General features: G+C 69.4%; 26 protein-coding genes and 1 pseudogene. 21 read left to right on the top strand and 6 right to left on the bottom strand.

Annotated features, from left to right (window positions below; genetic code table 11):
- Positions 1-37: 37 nt before the first annotated feature.
- Positions 38-1,051 carry a hydroxyacid dehydrogenase gene (locus tag RMT89_RS19040; RefSeq protein ID WP_315884932.1) on the bottom strand — a complete coding sequence of 338 codons (1,014 nt, stop codon included), beginning with the start codon at positions 1,049-1,051 and terminating at the stop codon, positions 38-40.
- A gap of 366 nt (positions 1,052-1,417) precedes the next feature.
- Between RMT89_RS19040 and RMT89_RS19035 the strand changes: the two genes are divergently transcribed.
- The 7 genes and pseudogenes from RMT89_RS19035 (at position 1,418) to RMT89_RS19010 (ending at position 7,630) form a co-directional block, all read left to right on the top strand.
- Complete coding sequence (locus RMT89_RS19035; RefSeq protein WP_315884931.1) at positions 1,418-2,752, top strand: extracellular solute-binding protein; 1,335 nt, start codon at positions 1,418-1,420, stop codon at positions 2,750-2,752.
- Positions 2,753-2,798: 46 nt separating this feature from the next.
- Positions 2,799-3,752 carry a sugar ABC transporter permease gene (locus RMT89_RS19030; RefSeq protein WP_315884930.1) on the top strand — a complete coding sequence of 318 codons (954 nt, stop codon included), beginning with the start codon at positions 2,799-2,801 and terminating at the stop codon, positions 3,750-3,752.
- The gene (locus RMT89_RS19025; RefSeq protein WP_315884929.1) at positions 3,749-4,666 is read left to right on the top strand and encodes a carbohydrate ABC transporter permease; all 918 of its coding nucleotides are present in this window, start codon (positions 3,749-3,751) and stop codon (positions 4,664-4,666) included. Before RMT89_RS19030 ends, RMT89_RS19025 begins: the two co-directional genes overlap by 4 nt.
- 108 nt (positions 4,667-4,774) lie before the next feature.
- Positions 4,775-4,924, top strand: a pseudogene (locus RMT89_RS45985) (hypothetical protein); the annotation flags it as partial.
- Positions 4,925-4,985: 61 nt separating this feature from the next.
- On the top strand, positions 4,986-5,138 hold the full coding sequence (locus RMT89_RS19020; RefSeq protein ID WP_315884928.1) for a hypothetical protein: 153 nt from the start codon (positions 4,986-4,988) through the stop codon (positions 5,136-5,138).
- Between the two features lie 90 nt (positions 5,139-5,228).
- Positions 5,229-6,845, top strand: coding sequence for a glycoside hydrolase family 43 protein (locus RMT89_RS19015; RefSeq protein ID WP_315884927.1), 1,617 nt, complete (start codon positions 5,229-5,231; stop codon positions 6,843-6,845).
- Positions 6,842-7,630 (top strand): alpha/beta hydrolase, encoded by a 789-nt coding sequence (locus RMT89_RS19010; RefSeq protein WP_315884926.1) that lies wholly within the window; start codon positions 6,842-6,844, stop codon positions 7,628-7,630. The genes RMT89_RS19015 and RMT89_RS19010 overlap by 4 nt, the downstream gene beginning before the upstream one ends.
- A gap of 158 nt (positions 7,631-7,788) precedes the next feature.
- On the opposite strand, the gene RMT89_RS19005 is transcribed toward RMT89_RS19010, so the two are convergent.
- Positions 7,789-9,051 (bottom strand): NADH:flavin oxidoreductase/NADH oxidase family protein, encoded by a 1,263-nt coding sequence (locus RMT89_RS19005; protein ID WP_315884925.1) that lies wholly within the window; start codon positions 9,049-9,051, stop codon positions 7,789-7,791.
- A 94-nt stretch (positions 9,052-9,145) separates the two neighbouring features.
- Between RMT89_RS19005 and RMT89_RS19000 the strand changes: the two genes are divergently transcribed.
- From RMT89_RS19000 to RMT89_RS18980, 5 genes are all read left to right on the top strand, one after another.
- The gene (locus RMT89_RS19000) at positions 9,146-9,772 is read left to right on the top strand and encodes a TetR/AcrR family transcriptional regulator (protein ID WP_315884924.1); all 627 of its coding nucleotides are present in this window, start codon (positions 9,146-9,148) and stop codon (positions 9,770-9,772) included.
- Between the two features lie 211 nt (positions 9,773-9,983).
- Entirely contained in the window at positions 9,984-10,460 is a 477-nt protein-coding gene (locus RMT89_RS18995) for a Tn3 family transposase (RefSeq protein ID WP_315884923.1), read from the top strand.
- Positions 10,461-10,533: 73 nt separating this feature from the next.
- Positions 10,534-10,764 carry a hypothetical protein gene (locus RMT89_RS18990; protein ID WP_315884922.1) on the top strand — a complete coding sequence of 77 codons (231 nt, stop codon included), beginning with the start codon at positions 10,534-10,536 and terminating at the stop codon, positions 10,762-10,764.
- 302 nt (positions 10,765-11,066) lie between these two features.
- Positions 11,067-11,840 carry an IclR family transcriptional regulator gene (locus tag RMT89_RS18985; RefSeq protein WP_315884921.1) on the top strand — a complete coding sequence of 258 codons (774 nt, stop codon included), beginning with the start codon at positions 11,067-11,069 and terminating at the stop codon, positions 11,838-11,840.
- Between the two features lie 181 nt (positions 11,841-12,021).
- The gene (locus RMT89_RS18980) at positions 12,022-12,948 is read left to right on the top strand and encodes a cyclase family protein (protein WP_315884920.1); all 927 of its coding nucleotides are present in this window, start codon (positions 12,022-12,024) and stop codon (positions 12,946-12,948) included.
- A 106-nt stretch (positions 12,949-13,054) separates the two neighbouring features.
- Here the strand turns inward: RMT89_RS18980 and RMT89_RS18975 are convergent, their stop codons facing one another.
- From RMT89_RS18975 to RMT89_RS18960, 4 genes are all read right to left on the bottom strand, one after another.
- Positions 13,055-13,852 carry an ABC transporter permease subunit gene (locus RMT89_RS18975; protein ID WP_315884919.1) on the bottom strand — a complete coding sequence of 266 codons (798 nt, stop codon included), beginning with the start codon at positions 13,850-13,852 and terminating at the stop codon, positions 13,055-13,057.
- Positions 13,849-14,496 (bottom strand): amino acid ABC transporter permease, encoded by a 648-nt coding sequence (locus RMT89_RS18970; protein ID WP_315884918.1) that lies wholly within the window; start codon positions 14,494-14,496, stop codon positions 13,849-13,851. The genes RMT89_RS18975 and RMT89_RS18970 overlap by 4 nt, the downstream gene beginning before the upstream one ends.
- 24 nt (positions 14,497-14,520) lie before the next feature.
- Positions 14,521-15,408, bottom strand: a complete 888-nt coding sequence (locus RMT89_RS18965; RefSeq protein WP_315884917.1) for a glutamate ABC transporter substrate-binding protein — start codon at positions 15,406-15,408, stop codon at positions 14,521-14,523.
- Between the two features lie 199 nt (positions 15,409-15,607).
- Positions 15,608-16,405, bottom strand: a complete 798-nt coding sequence (locus RMT89_RS18960) for an amino acid ABC transporter ATP-binding protein (protein ID WP_315884916.1) — start codon at positions 16,403-16,405, stop codon at positions 15,608-15,610.
- 322 nt (positions 16,406-16,727) lie between these two features.
- Here RMT89_RS18960 and RMT89_RS18955 point away from each other — a divergent pair, with 322 nt between their 5' ends.
- From RMT89_RS18955 to RMT89_RS18915, 9 genes are all read left to right on the top strand, one after another.
- Positions 16,728-17,681 (top strand): hydroxymethylglutaryl-CoA lyase, encoded by a 954-nt coding sequence (locus RMT89_RS18955; RefSeq protein WP_315884915.1) that lies wholly within the window; start codon positions 16,728-16,730, stop codon positions 17,679-17,681.
- 2 nt (positions 17,682-17,683) lie between these two features.
- Positions 17,684-18,904 carry a CaiB/BaiF CoA-transferase family protein gene (locus RMT89_RS18950; protein WP_315884914.1) on the top strand — a complete coding sequence of 407 codons (1,221 nt, stop codon included), beginning with the start codon at positions 17,684-17,686 and terminating at the stop codon, positions 18,902-18,904.
- A gap of 376 nt (positions 18,905-19,280) precedes the next feature.
- Positions 19,281-20,090, top strand: coding sequence for a hypothetical protein (locus RMT89_RS18945; protein ID WP_315884913.1), 810 nt, complete (start codon positions 19,281-19,283; stop codon positions 20,088-20,090).
- On the top strand, positions 20,059-20,298 hold the full coding sequence (locus RMT89_RS18940; RefSeq protein ID WP_315884912.1) for a hypothetical protein: 240 nt from the start codon (positions 20,059-20,061) through the stop codon (positions 20,296-20,298). The genes RMT89_RS18945 and RMT89_RS18940 overlap by 32 nt, the downstream gene beginning before the upstream one ends.
- 258 nt (positions 20,299-20,556) lie before the next feature.
- Positions 20,557-21,822 carry an acyl-CoA dehydrogenase family protein gene (locus RMT89_RS18935; protein WP_315884911.1) on the top strand — a complete coding sequence of 422 codons (1,266 nt, stop codon included), beginning with the start codon at positions 20,557-20,559 and terminating at the stop codon, positions 21,820-21,822.
- Positions 21,819-22,658, top strand: coding sequence for an SDR family NAD(P)-dependent oxidoreductase (locus tag RMT89_RS18930; RefSeq protein ID WP_315884910.1), 840 nt, complete (start codon positions 21,819-21,821; stop codon positions 22,656-22,658). The genes RMT89_RS18935 and RMT89_RS18930 overlap by 4 nt, the downstream gene beginning before the upstream one ends.
- Entirely contained in the window at positions 22,655-23,413 is a 759-nt protein-coding gene (locus RMT89_RS18925; protein ID WP_315884909.1) for an SDR family oxidoreductase, read from the top strand. Before RMT89_RS18930 ends, RMT89_RS18925 begins: the two co-directional genes overlap by 4 nt.
- Positions 23,410-24,579 carry a phosphotransferase family protein gene (locus tag RMT89_RS18920; protein WP_315884908.1) on the top strand — a complete coding sequence of 390 codons (1,170 nt, stop codon included), beginning with the start codon at positions 23,410-23,412 and terminating at the stop codon, positions 24,577-24,579. Before RMT89_RS18925 ends, RMT89_RS18920 begins: the two co-directional genes overlap by 4 nt.
- On the top strand, positions 24,576-25,628 hold the full coding sequence (locus tag RMT89_RS18915; RefSeq protein ID WP_315884907.1) for an SMP-30/gluconolactonase/LRE family protein: 1,053 nt from the start codon (positions 24,576-24,578) through the stop codon (positions 25,626-25,628). The genes RMT89_RS18920 and RMT89_RS18915 overlap by 4 nt, the downstream gene beginning before the upstream one ends.
- Positions 25,629-25,630 lie beyond the last annotated feature (2 nt).

Below are 25,630 nucleotides of genomic sequence, written 5' to 3'. Positions count from 1 at the left end.
GCGCGGCAGCGAGACGCGCGGCAGCCGGACGCAAGGGTCAGGCGCTGGTCGCGAGCTCCGCGCGGCGGACACCGTGGGCGGGTGGGAGGCCGGTGGCGAGACGTTCCAGTTCCTCGACGACGGTGCCTCCGAGGCGTGCCAGCTCGTTGCCGAGGGAGCCGGCGATGTGCGGGGTGAGGAAGACGTTCGGCAGTCGGTAGAGCGGGGAGTCCGCGGGCAGCGGCTCCGGTTCGGTGACGTCCAGCACCGCGCTGATCCGGCCGCCGACCAGCTCGTCGGTGAGAGCGGCGGTATCGACGAGGGCGCCGCGCGAGGTGTTGATCAGTACGCCCCCGTCGCGGATCAGCGCCAGCCGTTCACCGCTGAGCATCCGGTGGGTCTCCGGGATCTCGGGCGCGTGCACGCTGACGATGTCGCTCGTGCGCAGCAGTTCGTCGAGGGGCAGCGGTACGGCACCGAGCGCCCTCGCCTCGGCGTCGTCCACGTACGGGTCGTACAGGCTGACCGAGAGGTCGAAGGGCCGCAGCAGTTCCAGCAGCCGGCGGCCCACTCGCGAGGCGCCGATGATTCCGACACGACGGCCTACGTTGCCGACGTCCGCGTACTCGTCCGGTGCGGGGTAGACCTGTTCGGCCCGGAAGCGCTCCCGGAGCCTGAAGGCGTCCTTTCCGGTGAGCAGGATCGCGGCGAGCGTGTACTCCGCCACGGGCAGCGCGTTGGCGTACACGGCACTGGAGATGGTGAGCCCGCGCTCCCAGAACGCGTCCCCGATCATGTTGCGCACGCTGCCGCCCGTGTGCAGGACGGTGCGCAACCGTGGGACGGCGTCCAGCACGGCGGCGCCGAGGTGGGGGCAGCCCCAGCCCGTGATCAGCACCTCGGTCTCCGCCAGCGCGAGGGCCGCCCCGGGATCGGTGAAGTCCCGGACGATCAGGCGCGGGTCGATCGTCACGAGCTCCCGCAGCCGGGCCATGAGGTGCGGCGGGAACAGTTCCGACAAATGCACCGGGTTCATCGCGAACACGGCAGGGGGCAGCGGTGACGTGGGCATGGTGCTCCTGCTTCGGGCACGGGAAGGGGGAGACGTATCAGATGCAGTAAACGTATTCCACGCTACGGAGTCGTCTCGGTACAGGTCAATACTCATTCGGTGGGCACCTCAGCGAGACATCGCGCTACTCAATGTGACGTCTACTGTGAAATATGCAGGTCGGTTCGGGTGAGAGGTAACGCTATTGAAAGTTTGACGAAACATTCCCGCTCTGCCTCTTGTGGTTCTGGCTCCTCTCGTCCTACGGTCCACGGCAAACGGTTACCGTCCGGGATCGCGGTCCATCGCATCCCTCCCCTGTCTCACCACCGACCGCGCCGGTCCCCACCGCGAGCGCCGTCCCCGTTCCCTTCCGTGGAGGACCCGATGTCCCAGTTCCGTACCAGAGCCCTCGCCTCGGTGGCCGCCGCTGCGTCCCTGTCCCTCCTGCTGGCCGCCTGTGGAGGCGGTGACGACTCCGACTCCGCCGCGAAGCCCACGAAGGTGACGAAGGGAAAGGTCGCCCTGGAGTTCTGGAGCTGGACCGAGGGTGTCGAGGCCCAGACCAAGGTGTGGAACAAGGAGCACCCGGAGACCCAGGTCAAGTTCGTCAACGCGGCGGGCGACACCGCGTACCAGAAGCTGCGCGCCTCGGTGAACGCCGGCACCGCTCCGTGCCTCTCCAAGATGGACGGGATGAACCTGGCGAGCTTCGCGGCGGACGGCCTGCTCACCGACATCACCAAGGTCGCCGCGCCGTACAGGTCGAAGTACATCCCCGCGGCGTGGAACGCGGTGAGCCCGGGCGGCACGACGTTCGGTGTTCCGATGGGTTCCTCGCCGGGGTTCATCGCCTACCGGGCGGACCTGTTCGAAAAGTATGGCCTCAAGGTGCCGACGACCTGGGACGACCTGATCGCTGTCGGGAAGAAGGCGCAGCAGGAGAACAAGAACGTCAAGATCTGGAACATGGCGGGTGAGGACCCGAGCACCCTGGTCGGTCTGTCCTGGCAGGCCGGTGCCCAGTGGTACAAGGTGGCCGGTGACCACTGGGAGATCGGCTTCACCTCCCCGAAAGCCCTGGAAGCCGGAGACGTCGTCCAGCAGCTGGTCGACAGCGGCATCTCCTCCTACGCGTCCTACGCCGACCCGGGCGTCTTCAAGACCTGGGACACCGGCAAGACCATCCTGATGGGCACCTCGACCTGGCAACTGCCCATCTACAACGAGAACTTCCCGAAGTCCCGGGGCAAGTGGGAGCTCGCCGACTCCCCTGTCTTCGACGTCGCCGACCCGAAGACCTCCAGCGACTTCGACACCACTGCCGTGCTCAAGGGCTGCAAGTACCCCGACCGAGCCGTGCAGTTCGCCGCCTGGCTGTCCAGCAGCAAGGAGTCGCTGACCACGCTCACCGACCCCGCCTCCAAGTCCGGTCTCTTCCCCGCGGTCACCGACGTCTCCCCGTACGTCGACAAGATCATCCCTGTGGAGATGTTCGACGGGAAGTCCGACAGCGCCAAGGTGATCACCACGGCCGCCTCCCGGGTCAGCGATCAGTGGCAGTACGGCCCCGACTACGCGGCCATGTACTCCGAGATGCAGAAGCAGTGGGGCAAGGTCATGCAGAAGCAGCTCACGGTCAAGGAGATGCTGACCAGTCTCCAGAAGTGGACCCTCGACGACCTCGACGGCAAGGGCATCAAGGCCGTCGCGGCCAATTGACCCACCCCGCCCGGAGCCAGCCGACGCACCTCACCTGGAGACATCCGTGTCCACCCTGACGCGACCGCCGAAGGTCGCCAACGACCTGCCGGCCCGGCGGCCCTCCCCCCGCCGGGCCGGCCGGAAGGGGGCCTACAAGGGGCTGTTGTTCACGCTCCCCTTCCTTGTGGGTTTCCTGGCCACCTACGTCCTGCCGATCGGCTATGCCCTCAACCAGAGCATGTACCGGAAGAAGAGCACCGGCCTCGGCTTCGGCCCGACACGGGTCGTCTACACCGGCTTCTCCAACTTCGCCTCCGTCCTCGGGGACAACGCCTTCTGGGCGAGCATGGGGCGCACCCTGCTGTTCGGCGCGGTGCAGATCACGGTGATGCTGGGCATCGCCCTGCTGCTCGCCCTGCTGCTGGACGGTGTCGCCGCCCGCGCCGTGCGCTTCTTCCGCGCGGCGCTGCTCATCCCGTACGTCGTGCCCGCCGTGGTCTCCACCCTCATGTGGCTGTTCCTCTACAGCCCGACGGGCAGCCCGCTGCTCGACCTGGCACAACGCGCCGGCACGACGATCGAGTTCTTCGGCGGCCTCAACACGTACCTCTCCCTCGGCAATCTGCTCACCTGGCAGGGGATCGGCTTCAACATGATCCTGATCTCCGCCGCGCTGCAGGCACTGCCCCGCGAGTTGTACGAGGCCGCGCGGCTCGACGGGGCGCGGGAATGGCGGATCGCCTGGTCGGTCAAGGTGCCCAACATCACCGGGATCCTGGTTCTGACCGGCATGTTCTCGCTCATCGGCCGACTTCAGCTGTTCGGGGAGCCGCTGATTCTGCGGCAGATCGCACCGGAATCCATCAACACCGACTTCACGCCGATGATGGAGATCTACGACAAGGCCTTCAAGACCGGCGACTACCAGTACGCCGCCGCGGAATCGCTGGTGCTGGCCGTCGTTACCGGCATCCTCGCCTTCGTCTTCTACCGCATCACGAACAGGAAGGTGTCATGAGCAGCGCCACCCAGGCCGTGCGGGCCACCGAGGTGACCAGCGTGACGAAGGTCCCGGCAGCCTCGGGGGGCGGCGCGCGCCCCTCCCGCCGCGCGGTGGCGCTCACCACCGGCCTGCTGATCCTCTTCCTGCTCTACTCGCTCGCCCCCACCTGGTTCCTGATCGTCTCCGCCACCAAGAACCAGACCGACCTCTACTCGACGTTCGGCCTGTGGTTCTCCTCCAACCACCTCGGCGACAACCTCCAGGGCATCTGGACCTACCACGACGGTGTGTTCCTGCGCTGGGTGGGCAACTCGGTCCTCTACTCCACCCTCGGGGCGGCGGGTTCCACCCTCGTCTCGCTCGCCGCCGGGTACGGCCTGTCGAAATTCGGGTTCCCCGGCCGCGGCGCGCTCTTCGCCGTCATCGTCGGCGCCTCCCTGCTGCCGAGCACTCTGCTGGCCTTTCCGCTCTATCTGGTCTTCGCCGAGGCCGGCATCACGAACACCATCTGGTCGGTGCTCATCCCGTACTTCATCAACCCGTTCGGGGTCTACCTCGGCAAGGTGTACGCCGACAGCTCCGTGCCCACGGAGCTGATGGAGGCGGCCCGCATCGACGGGGCCGGCGAGTTCCGGATCTTCGCCTCGGTCGCGCTGCGGCTGATGCGGACCGGCGGCATCACCATCTTCATGCTCGACTTCGTCAACATCTGGAACAACTTCTTCATCCCCCTCTTCATGCTCAACGGGGAGCGCACCTTCCCTGTGACCCTGGGTCTCTACTCCTGGCTCCAGCAGGCCCAGAGTGCGCGTGACATGAACACCCTCGTCCTCACGGGGTCCCTGCTGTCGATCGTTCCGCTGGCCGTCTTCATGTTCGCGCTTCAGAAGTACTGGCGTAGTGGAATCCTCATGGGCAGCCTCAAGTGAGGACGACTGCCTCCGGGATCGGCCCGCGTGACGAGGGGCGGATCGTCGGCGCACCGAGCGTGACGCGCGTCCGCTCCGCACGGAACCGCCCCCGGCCGACGCCGCTTCCTCCAACTCACCGCTCTCGGCATCGCGACGGCGGCCACCGGAGCCGCCTTCACGCCCGAGGCTCACGCAATCACCTTGGTCGTCCGCGCTCACGTCCATCATCGGCAAGGACACCCAGCTCCCGTTCAAGAACGTCTTCCATCCCACTGATCAACGCCTTCGGCGACGCCGCTCGGGCACCAACTCCAGCAAGGCCATGACGGCCATGGGGGTGATCCGCAACCGACACCTCGGGCTACGACGCCGCTGCCAAGCGTTCAACGGGCACAGCCGCTGCAAGCTGACCCGGGTGCTGAGCGGTACCGGCCAGTGCGTGGACAGCGGCCGCGACCAGGCCCACACCCAGCTCACCCTCGGCAGATGATCCGGCCGGAGGGCGCGGTCTTCCAGTGCGACCACGTCGGCTTCGCCCCCCTGCTGTTCCCCTCTGATCCCTCACCCGGCGGAGCTTTTCGTGATCCACAACCCCGTCCTGCGCGGCTTCGAGCCCGACCCCGTGATCCTGCGGGTCGGCGACGACTTCTACATCGCCACCTCCACCTTCGAGTGGTACCCGGGCGTCCGGATCCACCACTCGCGGGACCTGGTGCACTGGCGATCGCTGGGCGGGGTCCTGGACAGCCGGCGGCTGCTCGACCTGACCGGCGTCCCGGACTCCGGCGGGATCTGGGCGCCCGGCCTGTCCTACGCGGACGGGTTGTTCCACCTGGTCTTCACCGTCGTCGACACCTATGCCGAAGGATGGAAGGACCTCCCCAACTACCTGGCCACGGCCCCGTCCATCGAGGGCCCCTGGTCCGAACCGGTGCCGCTGCACGGCCGGGGCTTCGACGTGTCCCTGTTCCACGACGATGACGGTGGCGGTGTCGGGCGCAGCTGGCTGCTCAACATGCGCTTCGACTGGCGCCCGGAGCGGGAGTCGTTCGCCGGGATCGAGCTCCAGGAGTACGACCGTGTGGCGCGCAGGCTGCTCGGCGAGATCCGGACGATCTCCGTGGGCACCGCTGCCGGGGTCGCCGAGGGGCCGCACCTCTACCGCCGGAACGGCTGGTACTACCTCGTCCACGCCGAGGGCGGCACCGGTTACGAGCACGGAGCGGCGGTCGCCCGCTCGCGGGACCTGTTCGGCTCGTACGAGCCCGACCCGTCCGGACCGCTGCTGACCTCCCGGCACGATCCGGCTCTGGAGCTCCAGAAGGCCGGGCACTGCTCGCTCGTCGAGACGGCGACCGGCCAGTGGTACGCGGCCCACATCACCGCCCGCCCCCTCACCGAACGCGGCCGGTGCGTGCTGGGCCGGGAGACCTCCCTGCAGCCCGTGACCTGGACCGACGACGGCTGGCCGCGCATCGCGGGCGCGGTTCCCGCCGTCACCGTACCGGCGCCGGACCTTCCGCCCGCCCCCGTGCCGGAGCCACCCGCCACGGACCACTTCGACGGCCCGGCGCTCGGCTCCGACTGGTCCACCCTGCGCCGCCCGGCCGATCAGGAGTGGGTGGAACCGATGCCCGGGCGGCTCCGCATCCGGGGCGGTCAGTCCCCTGTGGGCCGTCGGACTCCCAGCCTGGTCGCCCGGCGGGTGACCGCACGGCGCTGTTCCTTCGAGACCGCGCTGACCTTCGCGCCCCGCACCCCCGACCACATGGCCGGACTCACCGCCTACTACAACACCCGCAACTGGCACTACCTGTACGTCACGGCCGAGGACGACGGCTCCCCCGTGCTGCGGGCGCTGAGCTGCGAGGCCGGAAAGCTCACCGCACACCAGCCCAGCATCCCTCTGGAACCAGGGCGCCCCACCGTACTGCGCGCCGAACTCGACGGCCCCTGCCTGCACTTCTCGTACGACACCGACGGAGGTGGCCCGAGCGGTCCCCAGGCACTGCGGCGCGACCTCGACGCGACCGTCCTGTCGGACGAGCACGCCGACGAGTTCCACGACGGACAGCTGAGGGTCCTCGGTTTCACCGGCGCGATGCTGGGACTGTGGGTCCAGGACCTCGACTGCTCCGGCGTGCACGCGGACTTCACCCACGCCACCTACCGCACCACCCCGGACGACCACGCATGACACTCCTCGACCTCGGCCGCATCCGCCTCTTCTGCACCAGTCTCGGTCCGGACGACGCCCCCGCGCTGCTGCTGGTGCACGGCTGGGGCGGCGACGGCCGGGAGTGGTCGCCGCACGCCGAAGCGCTGGCCGACGGGTTCCGCGTCCTCGTCCCCGACCTGCGCGGCCACGGCCGCTCCGAGGTGCCGGACGAGGGCAACACACCGGCCGAGATGGCGGAGGACCTGGCCGCGCTGATCGATTCCCTGGACACCGGTCCGGTCGTCGCCGTCGGTCACTCCATGGGCGTCCAGGTCGTCAACCTGCTCGCCATCCGCCACCCGCGGACCATACGGTCGGTCATCGCCCTCGACCCCGCCCACGGCGCGCACGAAGCCGAGGTCACGGAGATCCCCGTGCGTCTCGCGGAGTACCGGGAACACGGCGCCCGTGCCGCCGCCTCCTTCGTGGCGGGCGCCTTCTCGCCGCAGGCCCCGCCCGGCCTCCGCACCGAGCACGTCCGCACCATGCTCGGCACCCCCGACCACGTCGTCGCCCAGGCCTACGCGGGCATGTACACCGACCCTGGCGCCGTGGGCGCCCGCCCGCACAGTGAGGCATATCTGTGCCGCCGCCCGCAGCCCGCGCTGACGGTGTGGACGTGTCCGAAGGCCGCCGAGTGGGAGCGTGGCACGCTGTGGGTGCCCGGCTCACGCGTCGAGTACTGGCCCGACACCGGCCACTATCTGCACGAGGAGCGGACCGGGCGCACGATACGGCTCATCCGTGACTGGGCGGCCGGCTAATGGTGTGGACCTTCGGCCGCGAGGACGACGGTGATGTTGTAGGCGGTGAGCCGGTGCGGACGCTGCGCGGTGATGCTGGTGACGGCTTGGCGAACGTACTCGGGTGATTGCCGCCGGCCCCTGGGATTCTCCCGGGGCCGGCGGCACCGTTGGTCCCGCTACGCGGGGCGGCGCACCGCCTCGGCGTCCGGCAGGGCCGACAACCAGGCACGGTAGCGGCGCAGCGCCCCACGCTGCTTCCACTGGTCGGAGAGCAGGGTGTACATCGGGTGGATCCCGGGCCTGGGGTCATTTCCGCGGGCGAGCCGGGCCAACTGGTGGCGCACCCGTGCCATGCCCGCGGCCGAGGCGAGGGCCTTGTCGGACCAGTTCACCGGCACCATCTGCCGGTCGGCTTCGCGTCGGTTCCTCCAGCGGTCGGGCAGGTCAGGGGTGACGGCGAGGGCGGTGCCCATGCCAACGACCGCCACACCGCTGTCCAGTACCCCCTCCGCGGTCGCGCGCCGCGTGATACCTCCGGTGAGCATCAGCGGAACGGGACTGGTCCTCACCAGGTCCCGCGCCAGGTCCAGGAAGTAGGCCTCCCGCGCCTGAGTGCGTGAGTCGGCGGAGCGGCCGGTCATCGCCGGGCTCTCGTAGCTCCCGCCGGACAGCTCGACCATGTCGACGCCGAGAGGCGCGAGCAGCTCGAGGACCTGGCGGGCGTCATCGGCGTCGAATCCGCCGCGCTGGAAATCGGCGGAGTTGAGCTTCACCGCGACCGCGAAGGACGGCGAGACGGCGGCACGGACGGCGCGCACGACGTCGAGCAGCAGCCGGGCGCGGTTCTCCAGCGATCCACCCCACTGGTCGGTGCGCTTGTTGACCAGCGGAGACAGGAACTGCGACAGCAGGTAGCCGTGGGCGGCGTGGACCTCCACGCCGTCGAAACCCGCCAGCTCGGCACGGTGGGCCGTGACGGCGAACCGGGTGACGGTGGCATGGATCTGGGCGGCGCTCATGGCGGTCGGACGGCCGAAGCGACCGCTGTGCCGGCCCAGGTCCACGCCGACGTCGGAGGGGCCCCACACGACGCCGGGCATGTCGGAGGCCACCTGCCGACCGGGGTGGTTGATCTGCATCCATATGGTGCCGCCACCGGACTTGCCGGCCTTGGCCCACTCGGTGAACGGCTCCAACGGCGCGTTCTCGTCGAGCACGACGCCTCCGGGGCCGGTCAGCGCCTCGGCATGCACCATGACGTTCCCGGTGATCAACAGTCCGGTGCCGCCGGTGGCCCAGCGCCGGTAGAGCGTCAGCAACCGCCGACCGGGCAGCTGTCCGTCGTCCGCCATGTTCTCCTCCATCGCGGCCTTCGCGATCCGGTTGACCAACACCTGGCCGGAGCGCAGGAGCAGCGGCGAGAACAGCTCGCTGGCCATCCAAGTCCTCCCTTTCGTGTCTGTAACCTACGATGTATACGCCGTTCACATTAGGCGAGAATGTAAGCACCGTAAACATTGGGGAGTGTGACCTGTGCCGCAGGCCAGCACGTACCACCACGGCGATCTGCGCGCCGCCTGCCTGCATGCCGCACGCGAACTCCTGGAAGAAGACGGCAGCGCCGGCCTCTCGCTGCGCGCGGTCGCCCGGCGCGCCGGTGTCTCCGCGACGGCCCCCTACCGCCACTTCGCCGACCGGGATGCCCTCGTCTCCGCGGTGGCCGCCGAGGGATACCGCGAACTCGCCGGATACCTGGCCAAGGCCCATCCCGCACCCTCAACGCCCGACGAACTCGCCGCGGTCGCCGTCGCCTACGTCCGGTTCGCGCTCGATCACCCGGCCCTGTTCCGGGTGATGTTCGCCGAGCCCTGCGACCCGACCAGCGAGGAACGAGTCGCTGCCACCGCGGCCATCCGGGAGTACCTGCGCGGCATCGTCCGCGCCACCTTCCCCCACGTCGACGCGGACGCCCTGTCGACCACGGTGTGGGCCCTCGTCCACGGCCTCGCGTTCCTGCACCTCGACGGCAAGCTCGACATCTCCACCGCCGACGTGGTCGCCACCCAGGTCCACTCGGCCGTCCACGCGCTGTTCGACGCCTCCCCGGCAATGTCCCGGACCGCTGCCGCACCGTCTGCGCGAGCGACCGATCACCGGTAGTTCGCTGAATCCGGCGGTGGGGTGGGTTGACGGCGGGCCGGGTTGGCCGTAGGCCGGTAGACGGAGCCAACTGCCCTTTCTGGCGGCTCGAAATGACTGCTCGCCAGACGTGTCCGCCCGCGCCGGGGCCGTTGGAGGAGTACGCGGCCCGGTTCGACGACCTCTTCTTCAGCCTGGCCCAGCGGCGGGGTTTCGCGAGTATCTGGCCGGGTTGCTGGCGCCGCGGGAGCGGAACAAGACGATCACCTGCCTGGCCGGGGCGGAGCCGGTGGCCGGTGCGGGGATGTCGGGCTTGCAGCGACTGCAGTTCTTCCTGTCCGAGTCCCCCAGGGGAGTGAGCAGGTCACCGACCGGCACCTTGACCTGCCGCGTTGAGCAGAGCGAGCCGCGCAACGTAGGACCGAAGGGTCTCGTTGGAGGGCAGTCGGAATACGCCGGAAACGACGACCCGGACCACCAGGAGAAGACCATCAAGTTCAACGAGCTGCTGGCAAACTGCCTCATTTTTCATACCGCCGTGGACATCACGAAGGTGGCCAACGACCTCATCGACGAGGGGTGGGAGGCGGTGGACCTGGCCACCGTCACCCCGTACATCACCAGCAAGACCCGCCGCTTCGGGACCTGGCACCTGGACATGGAGCCGCCCGAGAACGAGGCAGTGGGCCGGCTGCGGATGGCCGCGTGACCGGTGCCTCACGCGCAACAAACTCACCCACAAGCACACGGGGCTCAAAGACCTGTTCTACGCCCTCGTCCGGATGCAGGACGCCCGCCCAAAGGTCGTCGACGACCTGAAGCAGAGGAACGACGAACTGCAGCAGAAACTCTCCCGCCTGCGCGCCGAGCACGACCAGTTGCGTACCGACTTCCAGCAGCTGGCTCGGGTCGTACACGTCCTGGAGGTCAAGAACCAGCAGCTACGGCACTCCGCCGGTAGCGACGGTGTGGTTCATGTGCTGCCCGTCCAGCACCAGCAGCGGGATCGGTGAGAGGCAGTGCGAGACCCGCCGAGAACCTCAGCGCAGAGAAGCCGGTGTCTAGAACCGGCCGGCCAGGAACCGCAGGATCAGCCTGAAACAAGGTGATGACCATGGACCGAACCCGGGGACGTTCACCGGGGCTGCGGGCCGCTGAACACCCGTCCACGACTTCGAAGTACCACCTGTCAGTACGTTTGATCCGTCAGGTAGGCTACATCGAGTCTTTTGATACGCGCGCGGGCGAGTACTCGCGAGGGACGTCATGCGCCGCGTAGCGCCGAAGACCACGTCCTTGGAACGGGAGGCAGTCCATGCAGGCCCCAGGGTCGGAAACGCAGGGCGATGGAGTGCGCAGCGTACTGCGTGCGCTGGATCTGCTGATGCTTTTCGATGACACGCATCGTTCTCGCAGCGTGCGTGAGCTGATCGACGCGACCGGCCTGGCCAAGTCCACGGTCGTACGGCTGGTGGCCACCTTGGAGCAGCGAGGACTGCTGTGGACTCGCGGCGACGGAAGGATCACTCCCGGGCCGGGGCTGCTGCGCTGGGCTCGGCTGGCCCATGCCGCCTGGCAGCTGCCGCCCGAGGCGCTCGCCTGCCTGGAGCAACTGTCGGCGGACTCGGGAGGAGAGTCGGCACGGATCTACGTCCGTCAGGGCACGTCCCGGGTGTGCATCGCCCAGCATGAGGGGACTCAGCAATTGCGACACGTGGTACGCGTCGGCGAGGAGATGCCGCTGTGGGCCGGCGCTTCGGGGCATGTGCTCCTGACAGGTGTTTCGCCGCAGCAGGTGGACCGCACCGCCGTTGCGTCCGGTCTGGGGGCCGAATTCGAGACCGTACTGGCGGAGCGTGTGCGTACGGCGGCCGCCCAGGGCTGGGCGGTCAGCCACGGCGAACGCGCCGCGGGGGTTTCCGCGGTGGCCGCCCCGATCACCGACACCGACGGACAGGTGGTCGGCGCGTTGGGTCTGGGAGGACCGACCACTCGCTTCACCGAGGAACGGGTCGCCGCATTCGTCGCCCCGCTCACCGAGGCCGCGAAGCGCTTGTCGGAGCTGCGGTTCATCGGTGGCGGTTCGTGAGGGGACGTCGCGTGCTCTCCCGTACTCCGGTACCACGCGGTGACGGACGCAGCCGTGCCGACGCACCTGTGTTCCGTGAGCAGCCACTGTCCGTCGTCACGGGAGACAGCACGGCCTGACTCCCGCCATCGCTGCCGCTGCCGCTGCCGCTGCCGCGGGAGCCTGTTCTGGGAGACCGCCCATGCATCTTCCCCGTTACGCCGAGCTGCTGGAACGCGGGGACGCCCCGCCCGGCTCCAGTTGGGGCCTGTTCGGGGCCGATGACCGGATCGGCACCCTCAACCTGGTCGGCCCCGAACAGGCCCGGGCCGCCGCCGATTGCGTGCGTACCGGCGAATCGTTCACGCTCGACTATCCGCTCGACGCCTTCGACCCGCCGCTCGCCCCGACCCGCCGCGCTCCCGTTCACCGCGTCTTCAGCCGCCATGCGGATCACCGTGACGACCTGCTCGACGGTTTCTACCTCCAGGCGTCCACCCAGCTCGACGGTCTGCGGCATCGCCGCCATCATGTGCACGGTTTCTACAATGGTGTCCCTGACGGCGACGATCTGGGCATACACCACTGGGCCGAGCGGGGAATCGTCGCACGCGGGCTGCTGCTCGACGTCTCCGCCGCGGCGGAGCATGCGGAGGGTAGGGGTGTGAGCGCCGCGAACCTTCAGTCCGCTCTCGACAAGCAGGGCGTGACACCCCAACCGGGTGACGTGCTGCTGCTGCACACCGGCTGGGCGGACTGGTACCAGACGGCTGGAACCGGGCAGCAGGAGCGCGTCCGCGCCGAGCGCCGCTTCACCGGCGTCGAACAGACTCATGAAGTCCTGGCCTGGCTGTGGGATCACCACTTCGCGGCCGTGGTCTCCGACACCTACGCCTTCGAGATGCTTCCTGCCCGATCGGACTCGCCGTTCGGCGGGGAGACTGACCACGGCATGATGCACCAGCAGCTCATCGCGCTGCTCGGCCTGGCGGTCGGTGAACTGTGGCGGCTCGGCCCGCTTGCCGCGGTGTGTGCGCGGGACGACCGCTGGACGTGCCTGCTCACCGCCAAGCCCCTCAATCTCCGTGGCGGAGTCGGCTCGCCGGCCAACGCCACCGCCGTCCGCTGAGCAGCCCCGCCCCCGCCCACTGACTGTCCGGGTTCCCGGCACATGCTTGAGCGGGGGTGCCGTCCCCAGGCCGGGACGGCACCCCCGCTCAAGCATGGCGGCGGCCTCAGCGGCGCGTGCGCCGGTCCACCGTACGGGCGAGCGCTGATAGCAGAAGGTTCACGACGAGGTAGACGAGAGCGATCCCGGTGTACACGGGGATCGCGTACGCGCCACCCAGATACTCGACCGCGATCCTGCCGTTCCGCAGCAACTCGGTGTAACCGATGATGAACCCCAGCGAGGTCTCCTTCAGGAGGACCACCATCTGGCTGATCAGCGCGGGGAGCATCAGCCGGACGGCCTGCGGCAGCACGATGATCCGCATGGTCGCGGCGCCGCCGAGCCCGATGGCCGCCGCCGCCTCCGACTGGCCGCGCGGCAGGGACAGGATGCCGGCCCGGATGATCTCGGACATCACGGCGCTCTGGTAGAGGGTGATCCCCAGGGTGAGCGCCCAGAAGGTCGACACGTCCATACCCAGCGCCGGAGCGCCGAGAAAGATGAAGAAGATCAGCAGCAGGAGTGGCAGACCGCGGAAGACCTCCACCCAGACGCGCAGCGGCGCGCGTAGCCACCGCTGCGGCGCCAGTCGTCCGCAGGCCAGCAGCATGCCGAAGCCGAGCGACAGGATCAGTGAGACGCCGGCGACCCGCGCGGTGGCGAGCAGCCCTTCCAGCAGCAGGTCCCGCAGGTCGGCGTTGAACAGAATGCTCCACCGATCGGCCGACAGCTGGCCGTGGCTGCTCAGGCGGGTGAGGACGACGGCCAGGAGTCCGGCTGCCAGCACCGCCCCCACGGCGGTGCCGAGATGGACTCTGCGCCGTGCCCGCGGGCCCATCGCGTCGTACAGGACGGCGGTCATCGCAGGATCGCCACCTTCCGTTCGATCCGGTGGGCGATGAGCCCTGCCGGAATGGTGATGACCAGGTACAGCAGAGCGGTGGTCAGCAGGATCGCGATGATTGAGGCGCTCTCACTGTTGGCGAGCCGCTGCATGGCGTTGAGCAGCTCGGCCACGCCGAACGCGCTGGCGACCGCGGAGGTCTTGGCGAGGGCAATGAAGACGTTGATCAGTGGCGGAATCACGCTGCGCAGCGCCTGGGGCAGGATGACCAGCCTTAGCGAGGCGCCGAAGGTGAGGCCGACGGACCGGGCCGCCTCGGCCTGTCCCACCGGCACGGCGTTGATGCCGGAGCGGACGGCCTCGCAGAAGAACGCCGCGTAGTAGACGGTCAGCGCGGTGACGGCGGAGGTCATGAAGGACAGCTGCACACCGATCTGCGGCAGTCCGAAGAGTACGAAGAAGAACACGACGATGGCCGGTACGTTGCGTACGGTCTCGACGTAGCCGCCCCCGACGGCGCGCAGAACGGGCACGGGCGCCACACGGAACGCGGCTAGCAGCGTCCCCAGTGTCAGCGCCAGTGCCGACGAGAGCAGGGTGAGCAGGAGTGTGATGCGGAACCCGGACCAGAAGACATCGAGATTGTCGAGCACTGCGGACATCGGGCACCTCCTCGGATGCGGGGGTCAGGAGCAGGGCTCGGGCTCGGGCAGCTTCTGCTCGGTCCCGACGAACTTGCCGAGGCTGTTGTCCCAGGCCTTCTTGAACGAGCCGTCCTTGGCGAACTTGTCCAGCGCCCCGTCGATGAACTCGCAGAAGGCCTTGTCCCCCTTGCGAATACCCACGCCCCACTTCTCCGCGCCGTAGGGCTTGTTCAGCATCTGGAAGCTGTCCGGATCCTGCGCGACATAGCTGGCACCGATCAGATCCTGCGTGGCGAGCGCGTCCACCGAGTTGTTCTTCAGCGCCTCGACGCACTTGGACGAGACGTCGAACTCCACCAGCTTCGCCTTCGGGTACTGCTCCCGGGTGACCTGGGAGACGGCACCGCCGAGCGTCGAGCAGATCTTCTTGCCCGCCGGGGTCTGCGGGTCCTTCAGGCCCTCGGGGTTGCCCTTCTTCACCAGGAGGTCCTGCCGGACCGAGAGGTAGGGTCCGGCGAAACCGATGACCCTCTTGCGCTCGTCGGTGATCGACATCGTCGCCACGACCATGTCGACCTTGTGCTGCTCGATGAACTGTTCACGGTTGGTGCCCGAAGTCTCGACGAACTCGATCTGATCCGACTTCAGGCCGAGTTGGGCGGCGATGTAGCGGATCGTGTCGGCCTCGAAGCCCTCGAGGTCACCCTTGAGATTCTTCTGCGAGAGCAGCGGATGGTCGAACTTCACTCCGACCCGCAGTTTCCCGGCCTTGACGATGTCGGCCATGGTGGTGCCGGGGGCGAACGACGGGGCGGAGACCGGCTGGGGGGCGCTCTTGGATGATGCCGTGCTGCCCCCGCCGCAGGCGGTGGCGACCAGGGCCAGCGCCGTCGTTGCGGTCAGCGCGCTGATGATGCGGGACGTTCTCATGGGGATTCCGTTCGTCTGATGGGGAGGGGACGGGGTCATACGATGGCGGCGGGGCTCTCAGCGGGTCGGGGTTGATCCCGCTGCGGTTCGGCAGCGCCCCAAAGGGGCGCCAGGTACCGCGTGACCACCCACAACGGCGCCGCAACGAACCGACGGCATATCGCGGCGGAGCCGGAGGTCGGCACAGCCCGCGGAGCGCTCAGTGGGCGAGGATTTTCGAGAGGAAGTCCTTGGCCCGTTCGGTGCGCGGGGTGGTGAAGAACGTCTCGGGTGAGGCCTCCTCGAGGATCCGGCCGCCGTCCATGAAGACCACCCGGTCCGCCGCCCTGCGGGCGAAGCCCATCTCATGCGTGACGACAATCATGGTCATCCCGTCCCTGGCCAGGGTGGTCATGACGTCGAGGACCTCGTTGATCATCTCGGGGTCGAGGGCCGAGGTCGGCTCGTCGAAGAGCATCACCTTCGGCTCCATGGCCAGGGCCCTGGCTATGGCCACTCGCTGCTGCTGTCCGCCGGACAACTGGGCCGGGTACTTGTCGGCCTGGTTGCCGACACCGACGCGGTCCAGCAGCTCACGGGCCTGCCGCTCGGCGAGCTCCTTGTTCTTCCGGAGTACCTTGACCGGGCCGAGGGTGACGTTCTGCAGCACGGTCTTGTGGGCGAACAGGTTGAAGGACTGGAAGACCATCCCGACCTGAGCCCTGAGGCGCGCCAGCTCCCTTCCCTCGGCGGGCAGCGGAAGTCCGTCCAGCGTGATCGTGCCGCTGTCGACGGTCTCCAGCCGGTTGATGGTCCGGCACAGGGTCGACTTGCCGGAACCGGACGGGCCGATGACGACGACGACCTCTGCCTGGTGGACCGTCAGGTTGACGTCCTGCAGGACGTGCAGCGCGCCGAAGTGCTTGTCGACGGACCGCAGGACGACGAGGGGGTCGCCGAGTGGGCGTGGTGTGGATTGCGCCGCCGGAACGGGCTCGGCGGGAGTGGTGACGTTCATCTGGCCTTCCATCGCTTCCTCGCGATTCCCGCCGTCCCGAAAAGACGGCTGGTGTCTTTGCCGAAGACGGCTGGTGTCTGTGGCCGGACGAGAACCGGAGACCTGAACCCTTGCCTCGGCCGACTCGCCTGGTGGTACATTCGGCTCATCAGGCGGTACAACGCATTGCAGGGATGTTAAGCACCCGCCACCGCACTGGCAAGGGGGCGAAGTCGGCGAATTCGGCGCCGCCGAGACCGCCACCTGCCGCGCCCGGGCGCGCCCCGCACCACACCGCAACCGGTCCGCAGCGCAGCGGACGACCCCTCTGTGAGGAGTACAGATGACTGCCGAATCCGGCATAGATGTCCTGGTCAGCGAGGTCGGACCGCGTGATGGTCTGCAAAGCGTCGCAAGGCCCATGCCGACAGATGTCAAGCACGGCTGGATCGCCGCCCTCGCCGCGGCGGGACTCCCCGAGATCGAGGTGGGCTCCTTCGTCTCCCCGAGACTGCTGCCTCAGATGGCGGACGCCGCCGACGTCGTCCGGGAAGCGGTCAGGATCCCGGGGCTGACCGTCCTCGCCCTGGTGCCCAACCTGAAGGGCGCCGAGCGGGCACTCGCCGCCGGTACCCCCAAGCTCACCATGCCGGTCTCCGCCTCCCGACAGCACAGCATGGCCAACATCCGCAAAACCCCGGAAGAGGCGGTCGAAGAGGTGCGCCGCGTCTGTGCCCTGCGCGACGAGACGCCCGCCCGGCAGCGCTTCGACGTCGAGGTGGGCGTGTCGACGGCCTTCGGCTGCACGATGGAGGGGCCGGTGTCCGAGGACTGGGTCATCACCCTGGCCGTCCGGCTGGCGGAGGCCGGCGCGGACTCGGTCGGCCTGTCCGACACCACCGGCTATGCCAACCCCGCCCAGGTCAAGCGGCTGTTCGGCCGCCTTCGCAGGGAACTGGGCGAGAAGGCGGGCGGCGCCCACCTTCACAACACCCGGGGCCAGGGGCTCGCGAACGTCGTCGCCGCCCTGGAAGCGGGAGTCACCACCTTCGACGCCTCCCTCGCCGGCCTCGGCGGCTGCCCCTACGCCCCCGGAGCCAGCGGCAACATCGTCACCGAAGACCTCGTACACCTCCTCGAATCCATGGGGCTGCGCACCGGCATCGACCTTGAACGGCTGATCGCTGCGCGTGCGCTGATATCCGAAGGCCTGCCCGGCGAACCGCTGTACGGACACGTCGCCGAGGCCGGTCTGCCCAAGGGCTTCGCCTACGCCGCCCAGCGAAAGGCCGCCTGACCATGGGACTGCCACTGCAGGGCATCCGTGTCGTCGAGTTCTCGCACATGGTCATGGGCCCCACGTGCGGCCTCGTGCTCGCCGATCTGGGAGCCGACGTCATCAAGGTGGAACCTCCGCGAACCGGCGACAAGACGCGCCGCCTGCCCGGCTCCGGCGCCGGGTTCTTCCCCACCTACAACCGGAACAAGCGCAGCCTCGCGGTCGACCCGGCCACCCCGGAAGGACGGGAACTGATCAGGGATCTCGTGGACCGTGCCGACGTCCTGACAGAGAACTTCCGGCCCGGCCGGCTGGACGCCCTCGGACTCGGTTACGACGACCTGAAGCAGACCAACCCCGGGCTGATCTACTGCTCGCTCAAGGGCTTCCTGAACGGCCCCTACGAGGACCGGGCGGCACTGGACGAGGTGGTCCAGATGATGGGCGGCCTCGCCTACATGACAGGCCCGCCCGGCCGTCCGCTGCGCGCCGGGGCCTCCGTCAACGACATCATGGGAGGCATGTTCGCCGCCATCGGGATCCTTGCGGCGCTCCAGGAACGAGGCCGCACCGGACACGGACAGCTGGTCCGCAGCTCCCTCTTCGAGAACAACGCCTTCCTCGTCGCCCAGCACATGGCCCAGTACGCCGTCACCGGCACCCCGGCCTCCCCCATGCCCGCGAGGCTGTCGGCCTGGGCGGTGTACGACGTCTTCGAGACCGCCGACGACGAGCAGATCTTCGTCGGCGTGGTCAGCGACACGCAGTGGCGCGCCTTCTGTACGGCCTTCGGGCTGCACGAACTGGGTTCGGATCCCTCACTCGCCTCCAACGAGCAGCGGGTCAAAGCACGTGATGCCGTTCTTCCGGAACTGCGCACCCTCTTCCGGGGGCTGACACGCCAACGGGCCATAGCCGAGTGCGAGCGGATACGGATCCCCTGCGCTCCCGTCCTTCGTCCCGAGGATCTCTTCGACGATCCGCAGCTGCGCTCGCCCGGCGCGATGATCGACGTCACCCTGGCCGACGGACGCACCACTCCACTGCCGGCCCTGCCCCTGGAAATGGCGGGAAACCGGCTGGGACAGCACCTGGACGTCCCCCGCGTCGGCGAGCACACCGCCCAGATCGTGAGGCAACTCGGGTACGCGGACGACCACGTGGAACGTCTGGCGGCAGAAGGGACGATCAGCCTTGACCGTGGCCGGGATGAGGCGGAATCACGGACACCTCGAGCCTGAAACACCTTGCCCCTTGGGCGCAGCTTCTGCAGGGATCTGCTGAGCAGGGAAGTTGTCCGGCGGGCTGTCTAACCGAGCCGGCCCTCCGCTCCCGAAGCCACGGCCAAGCGACGAGCAGCCGAGAGCGACACTCGGGGGTCCGTGTAGTTCGCACGGCAGAGCCCAGTTCGGTCAGGCGACCGAGGCCTTGGCGGCAGCCCCACGTCAGCCGCAGTAAATGCCGGATTTACTGCGGCGGACCTCCTATCGGGATCAAGCGACGGGCCATTCCGGCCGCCGGGGCGAGGTGTACGCATTTACTGCGGCAGAGCCGGGAGGGCGGGGCGGGCATGGCGATCGAACGAGTGACCGAACTCGGGGCCGGGGCGCGCTCAGGTTGCCGCGCGCCTGGGTGGTGCCCCTGTCCGCCCCGCCCGCGTCGTACACCGCGGCGGTCGAGCGGTCCCTCACCGGTGCGGGTATCGCGAAGTCCTCCTCGCGGATCTACCGGATCTCGCTGACGACGTGGGGATGGATGTTCGCCGGCGAGGCGGCGCCGACCGGCCGGGCCCGCCGGGGTGCGAAGCCGCCCATCTTCCCGGTGGCCGCGATCGACGACCCAGTACTTCCGGATGTGCTGGCTGAGCTGGCGGCGGCACGGGCGGACGAGATGGACGCCGACACCGTCAACCGGGAGCTGTCCATCGTGCGCAAGGCGCTCGGTTGGTGGCAGCGCCAGGGCTGGATCGAAGGCGATCCGACGATCGGCATCGAGCGGCGGCCGGTACCGCCAGACCGCACCAAGGCCCTGGCCGAGAACCAGATCGCCGCCCTATGGCGCCTGGACGTCGCCCTGCGGGAGAAGACGTTCTGGAAGATGCTCTACGAGTCCGCGGCCCGGGCCGATGAGGTGCTGTGCCTGAACGTGGAGGACCTGTACCCGCAGGACAAGCGCGGGAAGATCACCGCCAAGGGCGGGGCAACCGAGTGGATCCACTTGCCGTCCGGCACCCCCAGCTCCTGCCCGCCTGATCGCCCGCCGCACCCGCGGCCCCCTGTTCCTCACCGACTGCAAGGCCCCGGCCGGGACACCGACGCTGGACATGTGCCCGGAGACCGGCCGGGCGAGGCTCTCCTACCGGCGGGCCGAGGAGATCTTCGAGGAGTCCACCCGGTTGCTGGCCAACCCGCTGGCCTCGCACGATGACATCGAGGACCTGGACGGCTGGACCCTGCACCGGCTGCGGCACTCCGCGCTCACGCACGACGCCGAGGGCGGCACCTTCACCCCGATGCTGCTGGCCTGCTCCCGGCACGCCTCCGTCCGCTCCCTGGAACGCTACGCCCGCCCCGGCGTCGACGCCGTCGCCCGGCACGTCGCCGAGCGCGACCCCGCCGCTCGCCGTCAGGCTTGATCACGGCGGCCGATGGCACGTTTCCGGCGTATTCCGGTTTCCCTCCTCGTTCGGGAAGGGAGTGGTGGTGGTGAGGGGCAGCGGCCAGGCTGGTCCGGTCCGCGGAGAGAGTCATGCCGGTGTCCTGGTCGCCACACCGGTTCAGTAGCCCAGTGCCCAGCTAAGAGGACTCGGTCCCTTCTTGAGGTGTCGTGTCAGATCAAAAATCTGTCGCGTGGAGTCAAGAGCATGCCGCCGCCTCTGCCTACCGTGGTGGCCATGGACTTCAGCCCCTCTCCCCGCGCGGCCGAACTCACCGAGGCCGTGCGGAGCTTCATCCAGGAAGAGATTGTTCCGGTTGAGCACGAGCTCCACCGCCGACAGGGCGAGGCCCGCCGGACCGGCAGCGCGGCGGACCTCTGGCAGGTGCCCGACGAGGTCCGCGAGCTGCAGCGCAAGGCCAGGGACCGAGGACTGTGGAACCTGTTCCTGCCCGCCGGCCATGAAGGCCCCTACGCGCAGCGGTACGGCACTCACGGCGGCACCGGGCTCACGAACGTCGACTACGCCCCGATCGCCGAGGCCACCGGATGGTCCTTCCTGGCTCCGTACGTGTTCAACTGCAACGCCCCCGACACCGGCAACGCCGAAGTCCTGCTCCGCTACGGGTCCCAGGAGCAGCGCAACCGCTGGCTGGATCCGCTGCTGGGCGGGCGGATCCGCTCGGGGTTCGCGATGACCGAGCCGGACGTGGCGTCCTCGGACGCGACCACCATGCGGCTCACGGCCGTCGTCGAGGGGGACGAGGTCGTCGTCAACGGCCGCAAGTGGTGGACCACCGGCATCGGGCACCCGGACTGCGAGGTCCTCATTGTCATGGGGCTCACCGACCCGGGCGCGCCCAAGTACGCACAGCACTCCATGGTGTTGGTGCCCCGGGACGCCCCAGGCGTCAAGGTCGAGCGGATGCTGGACACCATGGGCTTCTTCGACGAGCCCTTCGGACACGGCGAGATCTCCTTCACCGACGTCCGCGTTCCGGTGGCGAACATCGTCGCCGGTCCAGGGCGGGCGTTCGAGATCGCGCAGGGCCGCCTCGGCCCCGGCCGGGTGCACCACGCGATGCGCATGATCGGCCTCGCCGAACGCGCCCTGCACCTGGCCTGCGAGCGCGGCCTGGCACGCACCGCGTTCGGCAAGCCGCTGGTGAACCTCGGCGGCAACCGGGAGCGCATCGCCGAGGCACGGATCGCGATCGACTCCGCCCGGCTGCTTGTCCTGGACGCGGCCTGGAAGCTCGACACCGTCGGCATCCAGGGTGCGCTGAGCGAGGTCAGCGCCATCAAGGTAGCCGCGCCAAACGTCGCCCAGCAGGTGATCGACTTCGCCATGCAGATCCACGGCGGCGCCGGCCTGTCCAGCGACTTCCCGCTGTCCGGCGCCTGGACCGCGGCCCGGGCCGTGCGGCTGGCCGACGGCCCCGACGAGGTGCACAAGAGCGTGGTCGCGCGCGTCGAGCTCGGCAAGCACGGGGCGACCCGATGAGCCGCGCGAGCAGCGCCGCAAGCAGGCGCACCGTCCTCGTCACCGGAGGCGCCTCCGGCCTCGGAGCGGCCCTCGCGGCCGCGTACGCCGAGCGCGGTGACCGCGTCCTCGTCACCGACCGCGCCACACCGGCCGAGGTTCCGGCCGGCGCGCTCTACCAGCGGCTGGACATCACCTCACCGGCGGACTGGGCCGAGGCCCTGGAACGCGTCCGCCGCGAGTTCGGCGGGCTCGACGTCCTGGTCAACAACGCCGGCATCGCCGCCGGCGGCCGAGTGGACCGCCTGGACGACGCGCACTGGCGGCGGGTGCTGGAGGTCAACGTGCTCGGCGCCGTGCACGGCTGCCGCACCTTCGCCCCGCTGTTCAAGACGCAAGGGCACGGCCATGTCGTCAACATCGCGTCCCTTGCAGGGCTGGTCCACCCGGCGGCGATGAGCTCGTACAGCGCCGGCAAGGCCGCCGTGGTCGCCCTCTCCGAGAGCCTGCGCCACGAACTCGGCCCGTGGGGCGTCGACGTCAGTGTGGTGTGCCCGTCGTTCTTCCGTACGAACCTGGCGAACTCGCTCGGAGGGGAGGACCCGCTGATGGAGGCGGTGGCGGCCAAGCTGATCACCCGGGCGCCCCTGGGCGTCGGCGAGGTCGCCGCCCGGGTGCTGCGAGGCATCGACGCGCGCCGCTTCCTCGTCCTGCCCGACCGGTCCGCGCGCCTGGCGCACTGGACGAAGCGGCTGGCGCGCCCCCTCTACGACCGCCAGATGCTCGCCTCTGGAGCAGAGATCCGGCGAACCGAACTGCGTCAGGAGACGACCGGGTTGAGCAAGGAGCGCGCATGAGCGGCCGTAGCGGAAAGGGTGTCGTCCTCATCACCGGGGCGAGCTCGGGTCTGGGAGAGGAGATGGCCCGTCAGTTCGCCGCACTGGGCTACGACCTCGCCCTGTGTGCGCGGCGCACCGACCGGCTCGACGCGCTCGCCACGGAGATCCGCACGGCGACCGGCGGAAGGGTGGAGACCGCGGCCCTGGACGTCACCGACGGCGACGCGGTCGCGGCCGTGTTCCACGCGTTCGCCCAGTCCTTCGGGACGATCGACCGGGTCGTCGTCAACGCCGGCATCGGCAAGGGGGCTCCCCTCGGGACGGGGTGGGCCAGCGCCAATCTGGCGACGGCCATGACGAACTTCGTCGGGGCGCTGGCCCAGGCGGAAGCCGCCCTGGAGATCTTCCGCCGCCAGGGCCGTGGCCATCTCGTGCTCATCTCGTCCATGTCCGCCCTGCGCGGCATGCGCAAGTCCATGACCACCTACGCGGCGACCAAGGCCGGCCTCGCCTCCCTCGCCGAGGGCCTGCGCTCCGAGCGGATCCGGGGCCTCGACGTCTCGGTCATCCATCCCGGCTACATCCGCTCGGAGATGAACGCCCACGTCGAGAACAGGACCCGGTTCATGGTCGACACCGAGCCCGGGGTGCGCGCGATGGTCGAGGCCATCGAAAAACGCCGGGTCAGGGCCTACGTCCCGGCGTGGCCGTGGGCGCCGCTCGGGATCGCCCTGAAGATCCTGCCCCTGAGCGTCGTACGGAGGCTCACGTGACGAAAAGCGACAGCAGCATGGCCGGGCCGACATCCTCGGATCGCATCTCCGGAACCCGTGCGGTCCGCGACGAAGACGCCTTCGACGTCGCCACCGTGGCGGCCTGGCTCGCCGGGAACGCCACGCCGGACCGCACCGGCATCGACCTGTCCGCGCTTCCCGAGGTACGGCAGTTCTCCGGAGGCGTGTCCAACCTGACGTACCTGCTGGCCTACCCGGACGGCGACCTCATCCTGCGCCGGCCCCCCAAGGGCAGCCACCACAAGGGCGCCCACGACATGGGCCGCGAGCACCGCATCCAGACCCAGCTCGGATGGTTCCTGCCGTACGTGCCGCGCACGGTCGCACTGTGCGAGGACCCGTCGGTGATCGGCACCCCGTTCTACGTCATGGAACGGCTGGCAGGTCCGATCCCGCGCAAGGACCTGCCGCGCGGTGTGGTGCTCGACCGCGAAGGCGCCGCAGCCCTGTGCCGCAACGTCATCGACCTGCTCGTGGACCTGCACCGCGTCGACCTCGCCGCCACCGGACTCGCCGACCTCGGCAAGGGCGACGGGTACGTCCGCCGCCAGGTCGAGGGCTGGTCGGAGCGCTACCGCAGGGCCCGCACCTGGAACGTCGGCTCCTTCGAACGGGTGATGCGGTGGCTGGCCGACCACCAGCCCGCCGACCGCCCGCACACCCTGGTCCACAACGACTTCCGGTTCGACAACGTCGTACTCGACCCCGAGGACCCCACACGGCCCGTCGGTCTGCTCGACTGGGAACTCGCCACCGTCGGCGACCCCCTCATGGACCTCGCCAGCGGCCTCGGGTACTGGATACAGGCCGAGGACGGCCCGCACATGCAGGCCTTCCGCCGCCAGCCCACCCACCTGCCCGGCATGATGACCCGCGAGGAGGTCGTGGCCCACTACTGCGCACGCACCGGCGCCCGCGTGACCCGCCGCGAATGGGCCTGGTACCAGGTCTTCGGCCTCTTCCGCGTCGCCGTCATCGCCCAGCAGGTCTACCAGCGGTACCTGAGCCGGCAGACCACGAACAAGCAGTTCCGTTTCTTCGGCGTCGCGGTCGTCCTGCTGGAGCTGCGCTGCCGGCGCATCATCGCCGCGGCCGCACGGATGCCGGCCGAGGCCGCCGACGCCCAGGTGGGGAGCCGTCCATGAGCCTGAACCGCCGTCTGATCTCGCCCCGTCGCTGGACGCCACCCCCGGCCCCGGCGGATGCTGGCCGCACCCGCGTCACGGCACGCTTCACCGTCGCCCGCCGGGTCGCGACCGGGGACCACGGCCCGGAGGACGTGATCTTCGACGGGCAGGGTCGTCTGCTCGCCGGTCTCGGGGACGGCAGCGTCGTACGCCTCGACCTCGCCACCGGCGCCCGGACGGTCGTGGGCCGCACCGGAGGCCGGCCGCTGGGGCTCGAACCGGCCGCCGACGGCAGTGTCCTGGTCTGCGACCACGACCGCGGACTGCTGCGCCTGTCCGCCGACGGATCGGTGCAGGTCCTCGTCGACACGGTCGCGGGCCGGCCGCTCACCTTCGCCAGCAACGTCGTCGAAGGCCCGGACGGCACCATCTGGTTCACGGTCTCCACCCGCCGCTGGAACCTGGAGCACTACCTGGGCGACATCATCGAGCACTCCTGCACCGGCCTGCTCGTCCGCCGCGACCCCGACGGCAACGTCACCGTCCTGCGCGGCGACCTGAAGTTCGCCAACGGCCTGGTCCTCGCCCCGGACGCCTCGCACCTGCTGGTGGCCGAGACCGCCGGGTACCGGGTGAGCAGGTACTGGCTCACCGGCCCGAAGGCCGGCACCGTCGAACCCTTCGTCGAGAACCTCCCGGGACTGCCCGACAACATGAGCCTGGGCAGCGACGGCCTCGTGTGGGTGTCCGTCGCCGCGCCCCGCAACACCCTGCTGGACAAGCTGCTGCCGCTGCCGGGGTTCCTGCGCCTCCTGCTGTGGAACCTGCCGGAGGCCGTACGCCCCAAGCCCACCCCGGTCGCCTGGGTGATGGCCTTCGACCTCGACGGCCGCCTCGTCCACGACCTCCGCACCGGTGGGGGCACCTCCCGCTCGAGCGAAGCCGAGAGTGGGGGAGGCTCGTACGGCTTCGTGACCAGCGTGGCCGAACACCAGGGCACCGTCGTGGCCGGCAGCCTGCACGAGGACGACATCGCCGTGCTCACCCTTCCCGCCCCGTCCCTCTGAAG

This window comes from Streptomyces sp. P17, assembly GCF_032436805.1.
Lineage (GTDB): Bacteria > Actinomycetota > Actinomycetes > Streptomycetales > Streptomycetaceae > Streptomyces.
This window is presented reverse-complemented; position numbering and strand designations above follow the sequence as displayed.